Source organism: Streptomyces cadmiisoli, from assembly GCF_003261055.1.
Taxonomy (GTDB): Bacteria; Actinomycetota; Actinomycetes; order Streptomycetales; family Streptomycetaceae; genus Streptomyces; species Streptomyces cadmiisoli.
Map to the genome: position 1 here is coordinate 3,426,393 of NZ_CP030073.1, position 14,791 is coordinate 3,441,183.

Consider the following 14,791-nt stretch of genomic DNA (forward strand, 5'->3'; position numbering starts at 1 on the left):
CTAACGGCAAACTCGGACACCGGAAGGAGTCGGTACAGACCCGGTACAGAACCACGCCGCGGCAGCCGCGGCACCGCGGTGACCGGCCGGATCACTCACCGCGGGCGCCGGGCGGATGCGGCAACCGGCCGGCCGCCACCACGCCCTCCAGGTAGCCACGCGCCCGCTCCGTACGCGGGTACGCCTCCAGCAACCGCCAGAAGCGGGGCCCGTGTCCCGGCACCAGCAGATGCGCCAACTCGTGCAGCAGGACGTAGTCGACGACGTACTCGGGCATGCCCTGCAGCCGGTGCGACAGGCGGATGCTGCCCTCCGACGGCGTGCAAGAGCCCCAGCGGGTGTTCTGGTTGGTGACCCAGCGCACCGTGGCCGGCCGGGCGCGACCGTCGAAGTACTGCGCGGACAGCTGCTCCGCACGCGCGGCCAGTTCGGCGTCGCCGAACATCCGCTTGCTCTCCTGGGCGGCGAGTTTGTCGAGCATGACGGTCACCCAGCGCTGCTCCTCGGCCTCGGACATCCGGGCCGGGATGAGCACGACGGTGCGATCGCCCTCGCGGTACGCGGAGACCGTCCTGCGTCGACGGGTACTCCGGCGCACCTCGATCGCGCTCGCCCCCGAGCCGCTCGGCGGCGGACTCGTCGTGCTGCGCTGTGGCTTTCCGGCACGATGCAGTGGGTCGGCGGGCACGCCCCGACGTTACCCGCTGCACACGGGTGAAGTCCCGACCCCGGGGCGGTTCCGTTCCGATCCCCCACCGAGCGTCTGATTTGTACGACAAACGCTCACCCTCTGTGGACAACTCCCACCCCCGTCCACCCGCGCCGGGCATGCTGGCACTCGAAGCCCAGGGACCTTTCACAGGCTACGGGGGCCTGACATGCATCCATACGGGGGCCTGACATGCATCCAATGGTGAAACCGGCGCTGCGGCGCGGCTGGCGCGACCTCAACACCGTGCAGTTCGGCATGACACCGGCGCACGCCATGGCACTGGGGCCGATGGACCCGGCCACAGGACACTTCCTCGACCTGCTCAACGGCACACGCGGCCTGCCGCTCCTGCGCGAACAGGGACGGCACATGGACCTGCCGGACGGTCATGTCGACGCGCTCGTGGACCGACTGGCCCGGTCCGGACTCCTCGACGACGCCAAGGGCGGCGGCCCGCCCGCCGACGCACTGCGCGAGAAGAAGGACACGCTCGACCGGCTGCGCCCCGATCTCGCCTCGCTGTCCCTGACCACCTCCGCACCCGGCGAAGCCATGGGCCGGCTGGCCGCACGGCGCTCCCTGCGCGTCCAGGTCCGCGGAGCCGGCCGGGTGGGCGCCGTCCTGGCGTCGCTGCTGTCGGCGGCCGGGATCGGCGAGGTCGACGTGCGCGACTGCGGCCGCGTCGAACCCTGGGACGTCACACCCGGTGGACTGCCCGCGGAGTGCGTCGGCGAGCGCCGCGACGAAGCCGCCCGACGTCACGCACGTCGGGCCGCCCCCGGCCGCCCGCCCCGCCGCGACCCCCGGTCACACACCGAGACTCCCGAACCCGGATTCTCCTTGGTGATCCTCGCCCCACGCGACGACGTCGCCGTGCACGCCCCCGCCCCGGACACCGCGCACCCGCTGATCACCTCCGGCACACCCCACCTGTACGCCGGAGTCGTCGAGGGTACCGGCATGGTCGGCCCCCTCGTCCTGCCCGGCGAGACCGGCTGCGCCCGCTGCCTGCACGAGACCCGCACCGACGAGGACCCGGCCTGGCCCCGTCTGGTCGCGCAGTGGCGCTCGGGCAGGCAGCCCGACGTCCGGCCCTGCGACCTGGCCCTCGCCACCACCGTCGCCGGACTGGCGGCCGGGCACGCGCTCACCTACCTCGACAATCGGTCGGCCTCCGCGGCCGGCGTCCGCTGGGAGGTCTCCCTCCCCACCCTCCGCTGGCACGCCCGCCCCGTCCGGGCACACCCGGCATGCCCGTGCGGCGCTTCGGAGAAAACCCGAGGGGAAGGCACCTCGGAAGAAGCGCAGGCACACGAGACAATGGCGGTGGAACGGCCATCAGCGGAGCCACGCCGTACGGCGGGCGCGGCACGGCCGGCTGGGACCTGGAGGGCGCATGTCTGATCTTCCCCGCAAGGCGGTCACCCGCACCGCCAAGCTCGCCACGCTCCCGCTCGGCTTCGCCGGCCGGGCCACCTGGGGCCTGGGCAAGCGGATCGTCGGCGAGTCCGCGGAGATCGTCGGCCGCGAGTTGCAGCAGCGGACGGCGGAGCAGCTGTTCAAGGTGCTCGGCGAGCTCAAGGGCGGCGCGATGAAGTTCGGACAGGCCCTGTCCGTGTTCGAGTCCGCCCTGCCCGAGGAGATCGCCGGCCCCTACCGCGCCGCGCTGACCAAGCTCCAGGACGCGGCACCCCCGATGCCGACCCGCGCCGTCCACGCCGTGCTCGACGAGCAGCTCGGTGACGACTGGCGGGAGCTGTTCCTCGAATTCGAGGACAAGCCGTCCGCGGCCGCCTCGATCGGCCAGGTGCACCGCGCCGTGTGGCACGACGGGCGCGAGGTCGCGGTCAAGGTGCAGTACCCGGGAGCAGGCGAGGCCCTGCTGTCCGACCTGAACCAATTGAGCCGATTCGCCCGACTGTTGGGTCCGCTGATCCCCGGCATGGACATCAAACCGCTGATCACGGAACTCAAGGACCGCGTCTCGGAGGAACTGGACTACGGCCTGGAAGCACAGGCCCAGCAGATCCACGCCGACGAGTTCGCCGGCGACCCGGACTTCCTGGTGCCCGCCGTCGTCCACCAGTGCGACCAGATCCTCGTCACCGAGTGGATCGACGGCACCCCGCTCTCCGAGATCATCACGGACGGCACCCAGGAACAACGCGACCGGGCCGGCCAGCTCCTCGCCCGCTTCCTCTTCTCCGGCCCCGCCCGCACCGGCCTCCTGCACGCCGACCCGCACCCGGGCAACTTCCGCCTGCTACCGGGCGACCCCGACTCGGACGAGGACTGGAGCCTCGGCGTCCTGGACTTCGGCACCGTCGACCGCCTCCCCGGCGGCCTGCCCACCCCCATCGGCGACTCCCTGCGCATGACCCTCGACGGCGAAGCCCAAGCCGTCTACGACCTGCTCCGCGAGGAAGGCTTCGTCAAGGAATCCATCGACCTGGACCCCGACGCCGTCCTCGACTACCTCCTGCCGATCATCGAACCCGCCCGAGTCGACGAATACACGTTCACCCGCGGCTGGATGCGCAGCCAGGCAACCCGCGTCGGCGACCCCCGCTCCCCCGCCTACCAGCTCGGCAAACAGCTCAACCTGCCGCCGTCCTACCTCCTGATACACCGGGTGACCCTCAGCACCATCGGCGTGCTGTGCCAACTCGGCTCGACAGTACGGCTCCGAGACGAACTGGAGGAATGGCTGCCGGGATTCCTGCCCGAGGACGAGCTGCCCGAGGACGAGCTGGACGAGGACGAGCTGGACGAGGACGGGCTGGACGAGGAGACCGCGGCAGAGGCGTGAGGGGGGCGGTTGGGGGCGTTCTGGGGCGGGCGCTTCGGGGCGGGCGCTTCGAGGCGGGTGCTTTGGGGAGCCGGGCTGCCGTTTTCGGGAAGGTCGAGGGGTGGGGTGGGAGGGTGGGGAGGGGGAGGGGGGAGGGCCCCCGGAACCCGGAACCCGGAAAGCCCGCCTACCACCAAGCCGAGTCCAACCGCCCCTCGATGGCCCTGAGGTGCTCCCGCGAGCAGTTGTCGCAGAAGTAGCGGTGAGTGCCGTGCTCCACGGAGCAGGTCCAGGTGGGCTGCGGGCCGTGGGTCCGGGCACCGCAGCGGGCGCAGACGATGGGGCCGGACTCCGGGGCGGAGCCGTCCTTGTCACTGTCTCCGGGGAGGCTCGTCACCCGGTGACGATATCGCCGTCGCCGATGGATCTCCCGGCACAACGCACCGCGGGGGCCGGTCCGCTCGTACGGACCGGCCCCCGCGGGGATCTTCTGCCTCTTCGGGGCGGGAGGCTACCGCTTCAGATGGTGCGGGTTACTGCATGACCGCCATGGCGAGCGCGCGGCGCGCGCGCCGCGAGGCGCGCTCCGCGCGGCGCTGCATCCGGCGGGCGGCCACCAGGCTCATGGCCCGGCGCTCGCTCTGCGCCTGGTGCAGCCGGTCGTGCATATGCGCACGAGCCAGGGCTTCTGGGATGAGTTGCATCTCGCGGGTCCTGTTCTGACGCGAGTCGTTCGCGCCGGTGGTGGTGAAGTCTGAGGTTGCTGAGCCGGTGGGCTCGTTGGTGGACGGCTTCATCGGGGCCTGCTTCTGGGGGTCGTGCGTGAGGGGACGGTCGATCGTTCCTGCGGTGTTCATGCCGTGACCGGGTTCTTGCGCGGGCGACCACGGGGCCGCTTCCGGGCGACGACGACACCCTGGACGAACAGCTCGCCACCCCAGACGCCCCAGGGCTCACGCCGCTCCTTGGCGCCGGCGAGGCAGGCATCCATCAGCGGGCAGGTGCGGCAGAGGGACTTGGCGTACTCGACGTCCGCCGGCGACTCGGCGAAGAAGACCTCCGGGTCGTAGGAGCGGCAGGGGACGGGTACGCCGAGGTTCTCGATGGCGTCGTCGAGCGCGGTGAGCGCGGTGAGCGGAGTCAAGGTGGAGTCCTCCGTGAGGCCGGGCGGGGGGATCGTCTCGGAAGGCGGTACGGACGGGGCGTGCGCTTCGAGTTGCACGGTGTCGTTTTCCTCGTCTGGTCGTGCCGGTCCTGTTGGACCGGTTGGCGGCTGGTACCGGGTTCTTTTCTTGTCCCGAGGCCCCTTCGCTCCGTCGTCCCGTTCGGGACAAACAGAAGGGCCGCGGATCCCGGATGGGGTTCCGCGGCCCTGAAGGCGCCGGCCTGATCGCCGATCAGGCTGGATCACTCCAGGGTTCTGGCCCACGGAAGGCCCACATCTGGTGGTGCTGCGTCGTCTGCTTCCGGTTACCGGCACCGGTCGCCGTAAAGGCATAGGCCTTGGCCTGTGCCACTACTGCCGCTTCCAGTGCCTGAATCGGTCGCTCGTCACGCTCGCGGACGGGAAGGCCCGCGAGGGACAGGGAGGACGCCGGACGGACGGCGGCACGAATGCCGGACAGACCGGTGCCCGGGTTGGTGGCGCCGAGCATGCACACGGAGGCGACCGAGCGATCGGTCATTTTGACGATGCTGGTGGAGCTCTTCTTGATGCTGATCACTGGACTCGCCTCCTCTCGGCGTCTAGGGGGACTGGGGTGAGCCAGTCCGACGGATATGCAAGTACATCACGGAATCAGGGCCTCCGAGAAGGCCGCTGCTCCCGTGCGTTAGAACCTATGGGGATTGCTGGGGCATGCGCAAACTATTTTTTCGACGAGTTCGGATCAGTCCTCGTCTTCTTCTGCCTCCGGTTCGTGGCCTGCGCAGATGGCCAGGACATCGGTGCCGTAGCGCTTGAACTTGCGTACTCCGACCCCTGGGATACGCGCCAGTTCGCCCTCGTCGTCGGGGGCGGCTTCGGCGATGGCGATCAGGGTCTTGTCGGTGAAGACGCAGAAGGCAGGCTGGCCGCTGCGCCGCGCCTGGACCTCGCGCCACTGCCGCAGACGTTCGTAGAGCCCTTCGTCCATGTCGGTGGGGCAGTCCTCGCAGCGCATCAGCTTCAGCTCGCCGGCGTCGGTGAGGGTGCGCCCGCAGATCCTGCACCTGGCGGGCGTGCGCTGGGTCCGTCGCGGTACGGGGACGCCGGTGGCGATGTGCACGTGCCCGCGTTCGATGCCTCCGGTGGCGCCGGTGCCCGAGCGGTTCGAGGTGGTGGCCGATCCGGGGCGCAGTCCGTCGAGGAAGCGGCTGGGCCGGCGGTTCGGGCGGCCGCCGGGTGAGCGGGCGAGGGACCAGGAGACGTGGAGGTGTGAGCGGGCGCGGGTGACGCCGACATAGAGGAGGCGGCGTTCCTCCTCGATCTGCGGGTCGGTCTTCGCGTAGGTGATCGGCATCATGCCTTCGGCTACGCCCACGAGGAAGACGACGTCCCATTCGAGGCCCTTGGCCGAGTGCAGGGAGGCGAGGGTGACGCCCTGCACGGTAGGGGCGTGCTGGGCGTTGGCCCGTTCGTCGAGTTCGGCGACGAGGTCGCCGAGGGTGGCGTCGGGTCGTGCGGTGGCGAAGTCGTGGGCGAGGTTCACGAGTGCGGCGAGGGATTCCCAGCGTTCCCGCACGGCGCCGGATCCGGCGGGGGGTGTGGTCGTCCAGCCTTCGCCGGACAGCACGGCCCTGACCTGGGAGGGGAGATCGACGGTTTCGTCCAGCAGGGCGTCGTTGCCGCCGAATCGGGCCGCGCCGCGCAGGGCGAGGCCGGCCTTGCGCACCTCGGGGCGGTCGAAGAACCGTTCGGCGCCGCGCAGCTGGTAGGGGATCCCGGCGTCGGCGAGGGCCTGTTCGTAGGTCTCGGACTGGGCGTTCGTGCGGAACAGGATGGCGATCTCGCTGGCGGGGACGCCGCTGTCGAGGAGTTCGCGGATGCGGTGGGCGGCGCTTTCCGCCTCGGCGGGTTCGTCGGTGTGCTCGGTGTAGACGGGCTCGGGGCCGGGGGGCCGTTGGGAGATCAGTTCGAGCCGGTGGTCGGCGGCGCGGCCGCGGGCCTGGGTGAGCAGTCCGTTGGCGAGGTGGACGACCTGGGGTGTGGAGCGGTAGTCACGGACGAGCTTGACGACGGTGGCGCCGGGGTGGCGGGTGCGGAAGTCGAGCAGGTGGTCGGGGGTTGCTCCCGTGAACGAGTAGATCGTCTGGCTGGCGTCGCCGACGACGCAGAGGTTGTCGCGGTCGCCGAGCCAGAGTTCGAGCAGGCGTTGCTGCAGGGGGCTGACGTCCTGGTATTCGTCGACGACGAAGTGCTGGTACTGGGCGCGGACCTGGTCGGCGATGTCGTGGCGGTCCTGGAGGATCGCGACGGTCAGCAGCAGGACGTCTTCGAAGTCGATGACGGCGCGGTCCCGTTTGAGGTCTTCGTAGGTGGTGTAGAGCTGGGCGATCTCGGCCGGGTCGCGGGGGGCTTCGCGGCCGGCCTTCGCGGCTGCGAGTGCGTACTCGGCGGGGATGGTCTGGGTGACCTTGGACCATTCGATCTCGGCGGTGACGTCTCGCAGCTCACCCCGGTCGAGGCGGATGCGGCAGGCGGCCGCGGCGTCGGCGACGAGTTGGATCTTGCGGTCGACGAGCCGGGGCATGCCTCCGCCGACTGCTTTCGGCCAGAAGTATTGGAGCTGGCGCAGGGCGGCCGAGTGGAAGGTGCGGGCTTGGACGCCGTTGGCGCCGAGGTGACGGAGGCGGCCGCGCATTTCGCCGGCGGCGCGGTTGGTGAAGGTGACGGCGAGCACGGTGGAGGGCTGCAGGATGCCGGCTCTGACGCCGTAGGCGATCCGGTGGGTGATGGCTCGGGTCTTGCCGGTACCGGCGCCTGCGAGTACGCACACCGGTCCGTGCAGCGCGGTGGCGACCTCGCGCTGTTCCGGGTCGAGCCCTGCGAGCACCGCGTCGGCGTCACTCGGCGCTGCCACGTGCTGTGCGTCGCCGGGGCCCTGCGGGAAGAGGGTGGAGTGCGTTGCTGCTGTCACACGGCCATGCTGCCAGGTCGCCGGAGACGGGTGAGCCGGTTGTCCACAGGCGCACCCGTTTAGTCGTATTAATGCGGCAGGCGTCACGTCTCAGTACGGCGGGGGCACGGCTTTGTGCGGCGGGGGTCACGTCCGGTCGATGCGGCAGGGGTCACGTCCTGGCGATGCGGCAGGAATCACGTTCCGGTCGTTGCGATGGGGGGCGTGGCCGGGGGTGCGCGTGGGAGGCGTGTCCGGATGGATCGCGTGGGAGGCGTGTCCGGATGGATCGCGTGGGGTACGTCCTGGCGGTGCGGGCGGGCCCTGGTGGCGCGAGGGGTCCGGGAGGCGCGACGGGTCCGGGGTGGTCCGTGGGCCGTGTCGGGGCGGTGCGGGCCCGGCGGTCGGGGCCCGGCGTTCGTATACCCCCGGCGGGAATGGTGGGCCGTTCGAGTGCGTTCCCACTCTGCGACCAACCGTCCCCGACCCGTTGAGGAGCGAGCCAGACATGCCGGGCACTGTGACGATGTACAGCACCACGTGGTGCGGATACTGCCGTCGGCTGAAGAGCCAGATGGACCGCGAGGGCATTGCGTACACGGAGATCAACATCGAGCAGGACCCGGAGTCCGCGGTGTTCGTGGAGAAGGCGAACGGCGGCAACCAGACGGTGCCGACCGTGCTGTTCCCGGACGGGTCGACGCTGACCAACCCGTCGCTGGCGCAGGTCAAGCAGAAGATCGGCGCCTAGTCGGCGTACTCGAAGGGGTGGCCGTCCCGGGAGGGGCGGCCACCCCTTCGTCGTGTGGTCAGAACGTGGTCGGACGGTCGTCGCAGGACGACCTGAACGTGGTCAGAAGGTCGTGCGGGTCGGCAGGGGCTTTCCGTACCAGAGCTCGATGAGGCGGGCCGCGATGGAGATGCCGTAGGGCGGCAGTACCTCGCCGGAGTCGAAGGCGGCGGTCAGTTCGTCGCGGGAGAACCAGCGGGCCTCGTGGATCTCGTCGCCGTCGACGTTGATCTCGGTGGTGGTGGCGCGGGCCATGAAGCCGAGCATCAGGCTGGAGGGGAAGGGCCAGGGCTGGCTGGCGACGTACTCGACCTGGCCGACGGTGATGCCCGCTTCCTCGTGGACCTCGCGGCGTACCGACTGCTCGACGGACTCGCCGGGCTCGACGAAGCCGGCGAGTGTGGAGAAGCGGCCTTCGGGCCAGTGGACCTGGCGGCCGAGCAGGATGCGGTCCTTCTCGTCCGTGACGGCCATGATCACGGCGGGGTCGGTGCGGGGGTAGTGCTCGGCGCCGCAGGCGGGGCAGCGGCGGATGTGGCCGGCCGCGGCGATGACGGTGCGTTCTCCGCAGCGGGAGCAGAAGCGGTGGGTGCGCTGCCAGTTCTCCAGGCCGACGGCGTGCACCATGAGGCCCGCGTCGCGGGGAGAGAGCAGCAGGCCGGCCTCACGCAGCCCGGCCGGGCGGGCGGACTGGTCCATGCGTCCGGGCAGTGCGTCCTTCTGGAGGGCGAAGTAGCTCACACCGTCCTCGTCGGTGCCCAGGAAGTAGCGGTGGGCCTCGGTGAGGGGGGCTTCGAAGGACGGGCTCATGACGAGCTCGGTGCGTCCGTCGGCGGTTTCGTCGATGAGGACCTGGCCGCCGGAGACCACGAAGCAGCGGGTGGTGGGGTGGCTCCATGCCGCAGCGAGCCAGGCCTCGTCGAGCCGGTGGTGCGCGGCACGGTCGATGCCGCTGGGAGCGGTGAGCGAGACGGGTCGGTCGGCGGTGTGGTCGGTCCAGGTGGTCACGGGTGCTTCCAACTCCCCCGGTGGAACGGTTGATTCGGCGGCGGTTGAGCGGACGTACGGCAGGAGGCGACCGGGTCCGCCGCGGCTGCGTGGTGCGGGCGGTCCTTCCAGTGTGCCCCGGACGGGACAGTGCTCAGGTCGCAGCGGTCAGGGTGCATGGCGCCAGTGCTCGGCGAGGTCGCCCCACAGGTGGGCGGCGGTTTCGGCGCCTTTGAGGAGCAGATCGAGTTCTACTTTCTCGTTCGGGGCGTGCCAGCCGTCGGAGGGGACGGAGATGCCCAGGAAGAGGATGGGGGCGCCGAGGACGTCCTGGAGGTCGGCGGCGGGTCCGGAGCCGCCCTCACGCGTGTGGAGGACGGGTTTTCCGAAGGCGCGGCTCATGGCGCGGACGACGGACTGGAGTGCCGGGTGGTCCAGTGGCGTCAGGCAGGGGCGGGTGGCGGCGGAGAAGGTGATCTCGTGCCGGATGCCGTCGGGGGTGTGGTCGGCGGCCCAGGTGCGGACGGCCCGCTCGATGTGGTCGGGATCCTGGCCGGCGACCAGGCGGAACGACAGCTTCACCATGGCCGTCGAGGGGATGATCGTCTTGGTGCCGGCGCCCTGGTAGCCGCCGCCGATGCCGTTGACCTCGGCGGTGGGGCGGGCCCAGATGCGTTCCAGGGTGGTGTAGCCGGTCTCGCCGTGGGTGGCGTGCGACTTGGCGGTGCGCAGCCACCGCTGTTCGTCGAAGGGCAGCTCGGCGAACAGGGCGCGCTCGCGGTCGGTGAGGTCGACGACGCCGTCGTAGAAGCCGGGGATCGTCACGCGCGCGTGGTCGTCGTGCAGGGCGGCGACGAGGCGGGCGGCGGCGGTCGCCGGGTTGGGCACGGCACCGCCGAAGGAGCCTGAGTGGATGTCCTGGTCGGGGCCGTGCAGGCGGATCTCGCACTCGGCGAGGCCGCGCATCCCGGTGCACACGGTGGGGGTGTCCTCGGACCACATGCCGGTGTCGGAGACGATCACCGCGTCGGCGCCGAGCCGGTCGGCGTGCTCCTCGACGAGGGCGCGGAAGTACGGCGAGCCGGACTCCTCCTCGCCCTCGATGAGCAGCTTCAGGGTGACGGCCGGGGTGGTGCGGCCGGTGGCGGCGAGGTGGGCGCGGACACCGAGGGTGTGGAAGAACACCTGGCCCTTGTCGTCGGCGGCCCCGCGCGCGTACAGGCGGTTTTCCCGGACGGCGGGTTCGAACGGGTCGCTGTCCCAGCCGTCCTCGCGGGCCGCGGGCTGTACGTCGTGGTGGCCGTAGACGAGGATCGTGGGCGCCGTCGGGTCGTCGGAGGGCCACTCGGCGTACACGGCGGGGGCGCCCGGCGTCTGCCAGACCTCGGTGGTCGGGAAGCCGGTCTCCTTGAGCTTGCCGGCGAGCCAGTCGGCGCTGCGCCGCACGTCGGGCGCGTGCTGGGGCTGCGCGGACACCGACGGGATGCGCAGCCACTCGGCGAGGTCGTCGAGGAAGGCGGCACGGTGCTCGTCGATGTACGTGCGGACGGCGCTGTCCGGGGTCTGGCTCATGGTCACGAGCCTATCGGCCCGCGGTGACACCCAGATCGTGCGGTTCGTCACCGGGCGGCTCCTCCAGCAGCAGGCGCTCGAGCGCGGCGCGGTCCGGCAGGCCACGGGGCCGGACCACCTCGCCGGTGCGTACGTACACGAAGGTGGCGGTCACCGATTCCAGGGGTACGCCCCGCTGCTCGGCCCAGGCGAGCCGGTACACGGCCAGCTGGAGGGGGTCGGCGGCGCGGGTGCGGCTGGTCTTCCAGTCGACGATCTCGTACGTCGTTCCGCCGCCGTCGCCGCTCGCGTCCCGGTACACGGCGTCGATACGACCCCGTACGACGCGTCCGGCTATCGCGAGCTGGAAAGGCGTCTCGACGCGGTAGGGCGTTCGGTGGGCGTACTCGGTGCGTTCGAAGGCCTCCTTGAGGGCGTCCAGATCGTGTTCGTCGGCTACGTCGGCGTCACTGCCGGGCAGGTCCTGCGGCTCCAGCATGGGCAGGGTCAGCTCTTCGAAGCGTGCCTCGATCCATGCGTGGAACCGGGTGCCGCGGCGGGCGGCGGGCTGCGGGGGCCGGGGCATGGGGCGGGCCAGCTCCTGCGCGAATCCGTCCGGGTCGGCGGCCAGGCGCAGCAGCTGGGTCGCGGTGAGCGAGGCCGGCAGCGGCACCTCGGTGACGGACTCGCGGGCGCGCAGGAGCTCCCCGGTGAGGGCGTCGAGGTCGCGGTCCCAGGAGGCGACGGCGCGGGCTTCCTCTGGCGTCAGCGAGGTCGACCCTGGTTCCTGGGGGTGCGGGCGGGCGGCCCATGACGCGTCGGAACGGTCCGGGGCCGACATCTGGTGCGGGACGGTCGGTCGCGGAGCGTCCACCGGGGGGTGCGCGTCCGCAGGCGTGTGTGCGTCCCCGGGGTGGCGTGCGCTCGTCGGGCGGTGCGCGTCTGTGGGGTGATGTGCGTCTGTGGGGTGATGTGCGGCCGTGGGGCGGTGCACGCCGGCCGGACCGTGCGCGTCCTTCGGGCGGTGTGCGTCCCAGGAATCCCATGAGTCCCAGTCGGCCGGGTCGCCCTCGGGAGCCTCTCCGTGGAGGATCTCGCCCTCGTACCGGCCCGCGTCCTTGTACGGGCCGTCGCCGTACGGGTCCTCGTCGTCGTACGGGTTCGTGTCCTCGTGGACGGTCGTGTCTTCGTAGGCGGGGTCCTCGTAGGCGGGGTCCTCGTCGTCCGGTGGCGGGGGCCAGTCGGGGTCGTCGTGGATGTCGGGGTCGTGAACGGCGGTGCGGTGGCCGGCCTCGTCGGAGGCGAGATCGTCCAGGTGGGCCAGGACGGTCGCGGCGGCCGCGCGGCGTCGGGCCAGCGCGGTGTCGTCCAGGGGCAGCGGCCAGCGCTGCTCGACGGCGGCCCGGTGCAGGGCCGGGTTCTCCTCGTCCTCGGCCGGCTCGTCCGCCCAGGCCTCGATCTCGCCGTGGCCGGCGGTGCAGTGGTCGTACAGGGCCATCAGGAAGTCGGAGGGCCCGCGCGGTCTCTTCTGGGTGGGGCCCCACCAGTGGCCGGAGCCGAGGAGCAGGGAGCGGGGGCGGGTGAAGGTGACGTAGCCGAGGCGGAGCTCCTCGGTGTGCTGGTGGTCCTTCATGGCCTCGTGGAAGGCCTTCATGCCGCGTGCGTCCCAGGTCTCGAGGTCGGGCAGCGTGTCGGCGTCGCCGCGCAGCTCGTGGGGCAGCACCTTGGCCTGGGCGGTCCACTTCTCGCGGCCCTGGCCGCTGGGGAAGGTGCCGGTGACCAGGCCGGGGACTGCGACGACGTCCCACTCCAGGCCCTTCGACTTGTGCGCGGTGAGCACTTTGACCGTGTTCTCGCCACCCGGGAGGGCGTTGTCGAGGCCCTTTTCGTACTGCGCGGCGGTGCGCAGGAAGCCGAGGAAGGCGAGGAGGCTCGCCTCGCTCTCGTGGGCTGCGAAGGACGCGGCGACGTCCAGGAAGTTGGCGAGGGTTTCGCGGCGGCGGGCGGCCAGGGCGTGCGGCGACGCCGACAGTTCGACCTCCAGGCCGGTGACCGCGAGGACGCGGTGCAGTACGTCCATGAGCGGGTCGGACAGGGAGCGCCGCAGGTCGCGCAGTTCGGCGGCCAGGCGGGCGAACCGCACGCGCGCGTCGGGCGAGAAGGGCAGCCCGTCGTCCTGCCCGCCGCCCTCCAGCGGTGTCTCCAGGAAGGTGTCGAGGGCGTCTGCGAGCGAGATGACCTCGGCCGGGTCGACGCCTTCGACGGCTTCCGCGAGCCTGCGGTCCGGGTCGTCGTCCGCGTCCACGCGCGCGTGGGACACGAGGAGCCGGGCGCGCCGCCCCAGCAGGGCGAGGTCGCGTGCGCCGATGCGCCAGCGGGGGCCGGTGAGCAGCCGGACCAGGGAGGCGTTGGCGCCCGGGTCCTGGAGCACCTCGCAGACGGCGACCAGGTCGGCCACCTCGGGCAGGTGCAGCAGGCCGGACAGGCCGACGACCTCGACGGGGATGTCGCGGGCGACGAGGGCGCCCTGGATCTCGGCGAAGTCGGTGGCCGTGCGGCACAGGACGGCGATCTCGCCGGGCTCCTTGCCGGTGCGGACGAGGTGGGCGATGGAGTCGGCGATCCAGTCGATCTCCTCGGCGTGGGTGCGCAGCAGGGCGCAGCGGACCAGGCCGTCACGTTCGGCGCCCGGGGCCGGGCGGAGTGCCTCGACGCCCGCGTGCATGGCGCGCAGCGGCTCGGCGAGGCCGTTGGCGAGGTTCAGGAGGTAGCCGCCGCTGCGGCGGTTCTCGCTGAGTGCCTGGCGGGTGGCGGGGCGGCCGTGGGCGTGGGCGAAGTGGTCAGGGAAGTCGTCGAGGTTGGCCACGGAGGCGCCGCGCCAGCCGTAGATGGCCTGGCAGGGGTCGCCGACGGCGGTCACGGCGTGGCCGGTGCAGCCGCCGAACAGGCCCGCGAGGAGGACGCGCTGGGCGACGGAGGTGTCCTGGTACTCGTCGAGGAGGACCACGCGGAACTCGTCGCGCAGGATGCGGCCGACGTCGGGGAGCTGGGCGAGGCGGGCGGCGAGGGCGATCTGGTCGCCGAAGTCGAGCAGGTCGCGCTCGCGTTTCGCGGTCCGGTAGCGCAGGACGAGTTCGGCGAGGTCGCGGCGGGCGGCGGCCGCCTCGGGCACCTTGCGCAGGTCGGCGTTGGTGAGCTTGACGTCCGCCACCGCGCGCAGCAGGTCGGCGTCCCAGGCGCGCAGGTCCTCGGGGCGGACGAGGTGTTCGGCGAGTTCGGAGTCGAGGGTGAGCAGGTCGCTGACGAGGTCCGGGAAGGAGCGGGTCAGCGCCGCGTAGGGGCCGGGGGCTTCGCGCAGCACGCGCGCGGCCAGCTGGTAGCGGGTGGCGTCGGCGAGGAGACGGGAGGTCGGTTCGAGGCCGATGCGCAGGCCGTGGTCGGCCAGGAGGCGGCCCGCGAAGGCGTGGTACGTGGAGATCACCGGTTCGCCGGGCGGGTTGTCGGGGTCGATGACGTCCGGGTCGGTGATGCCCGCCTTGACCAGGGCCTTGCGGACGCGTTCGGCGAGTTCCCCGGCGGCCTTGTTGGTGAAGGTCAGTCCGAGGATCTGCTCGGGGGCGACCTGGCCGGTGCCGACCAGCCACAGCACGCGTGCCGCCATCACCGTCGTCTTGCCGGAACCGGCTCCGGCCACGATCACCTGCGGGGCGGGCGGCGCGATGATGCAGGCCGTCTGCTCCGGGGTGAACGGGATCCCGAGGAGCTCCTTGAGCTGCTCGGGATCGGTGATACGGGCGGGCATGTCGAAAAGGCTAGCCGCGGCCACTGACAGCGGATGCCGGATCGCTCCCCTGGTCAGGAGAGAC

At 71.7% G+C, this 14,791-nt stretch carries 12 protein-coding genes; 3 read left to right on the forward strand and 9 right to left on the reverse strand.

Annotated elements, in window-relative coordinates; all coding sequences use genetic code 11:
- Positions 1–91: 91 nt before the first annotated feature.
- On the reverse strand, positions 92–688 hold the full coding sequence (locus DN051_RS14430) for a M48 metallopeptidase family protein (protein ID WP_079000637.1): 597 nt from the start codon (positions 686–688) through the stop codon (positions 92–94).
- A gap of 213 nt (positions 689–901) precedes the next feature.
- Here DN051_RS14430 and DN051_RS14435 point away from each other — a divergent pair, with 213 nt between their 5' ends.
- Together DN051_RS14435 and DN051_RS14440 are read left to right on the forward strand one after the other, a co-directional pair.
- Positions 902–2,116 carry a TOMM precursor leader peptide-binding protein gene (locus tag DN051_RS14435; RefSeq protein WP_053757842.1) on the forward strand — a complete coding sequence of 405 codons (1,215 nt, stop codon included), beginning with the start codon at positions 902–904 and terminating at the stop codon, positions 2,114–2,116.
- Positions 2,109–3,521 carry an ABC1 kinase family protein gene (locus DN051_RS14440; RefSeq protein ID WP_112438842.1) on the forward strand — a complete coding sequence of 471 codons (1,413 nt, stop codon included), beginning with the start codon at positions 2,109–2,111 and terminating at the stop codon, positions 3,519–3,521. Before DN051_RS14435 ends, DN051_RS14440 begins: the two co-directional genes overlap by 8 nt.
- A 166-nt stretch (positions 3,522–3,687) precedes the next feature.
- Here the strand turns inward: DN051_RS14440 and DN051_RS14445 are convergent, their stop codons facing one another.
- From DN051_RS14445 to DN051_RS14465, 5 genes are all read right to left on the reverse strand, one after another.
- Entirely contained in the window at positions 3,688–3,897 is a 210-nt protein-coding gene (locus DN051_RS14445) for a hypothetical protein (RefSeq protein WP_112438843.1), read from the reverse strand.
- 136 nt (positions 3,898–4,033) lie between these two features.
- A complete protein-coding gene (locus DN051_RS14450) occupies positions 4,034–4,357 on the reverse strand; it encodes a hypothetical protein (protein WP_053763662.1) in 324 nt (107 codons plus the stop codon).
- Positions 4,354–4,722 (reverse strand): WhiB family transcriptional regulator, encoded by a 369-nt coding sequence (locus tag DN051_RS14455; RefSeq protein WP_053763663.1) that lies wholly within the window; start codon positions 4,720–4,722, stop codon positions 4,354–4,356. Before DN051_RS14455 ends, DN051_RS14450 begins: the two co-directional genes overlap by 4 nt.
- Positions 4,723–4,897: 175 nt before the next feature.
- Positions 4,898–5,224, reverse strand: a complete 327-nt coding sequence (locus DN051_RS14460; protein ID WP_112438844.1) for a hypothetical protein — start codon at positions 5,222–5,224, stop codon at positions 4,898–4,900.
- Positions 5,225–5,389: 165 nt separating this feature from the next.
- On the reverse strand, positions 5,390–7,618 hold the full coding sequence (locus DN051_RS14465; RefSeq protein WP_420709260.1) for an ATP-dependent DNA helicase UvrD2: 2,229 nt from the start codon (positions 7,616–7,618) through the stop codon (positions 5,390–5,392).
- Positions 7,619–8,105: 487 nt separating this feature from the next.
- Between DN051_RS14465 and DN051_RS14470 the strand changes: the two genes are divergently transcribed.
- On the forward strand, positions 8,106–8,348 hold the full coding sequence (locus DN051_RS14470) for a mycoredoxin (RefSeq protein WP_053763665.1): 243 nt from the start codon (positions 8,106–8,108) through the stop codon (positions 8,346–8,348).
- Between the two features lie 102 nt (positions 8,349–8,450).
- On the opposite strand, the gene nudC is transcribed toward DN051_RS14470, so the two are convergent.
- The 3 genes from nudC to DN051_RS14485 form a co-directional block, all read right to left on the reverse strand.
- On the reverse strand, positions 8,451–9,407 hold the full coding sequence (gene nudC / locus DN051_RS14475) for an NAD(+) diphosphatase (protein WP_079002038.1): 957 nt from the start codon (positions 9,405–9,407) through the stop codon (positions 8,451–8,453).
- A gap of 135 nt (positions 9,408–9,542) precedes the next feature.
- On the reverse strand, positions 9,543–10,946 hold the full coding sequence (locus DN051_RS14480) for a dipeptidase (protein ID WP_112442263.1): 1,404 nt from the start codon (positions 10,944–10,946) through the stop codon (positions 9,543–9,545).
- A gap of 10 nt (positions 10,947–10,956) precedes the next feature.
- On the reverse strand, positions 10,957–14,727 hold the full coding sequence (locus tag DN051_RS14485) for a UvrD-helicase domain-containing protein (RefSeq protein ID WP_112438845.1): 3,771 nt from the start codon (positions 14,725–14,727) through the stop codon (positions 10,957–10,959).
- Between the last annotated feature and the right edge of the window lie 64 nt (positions 14,728–14,791).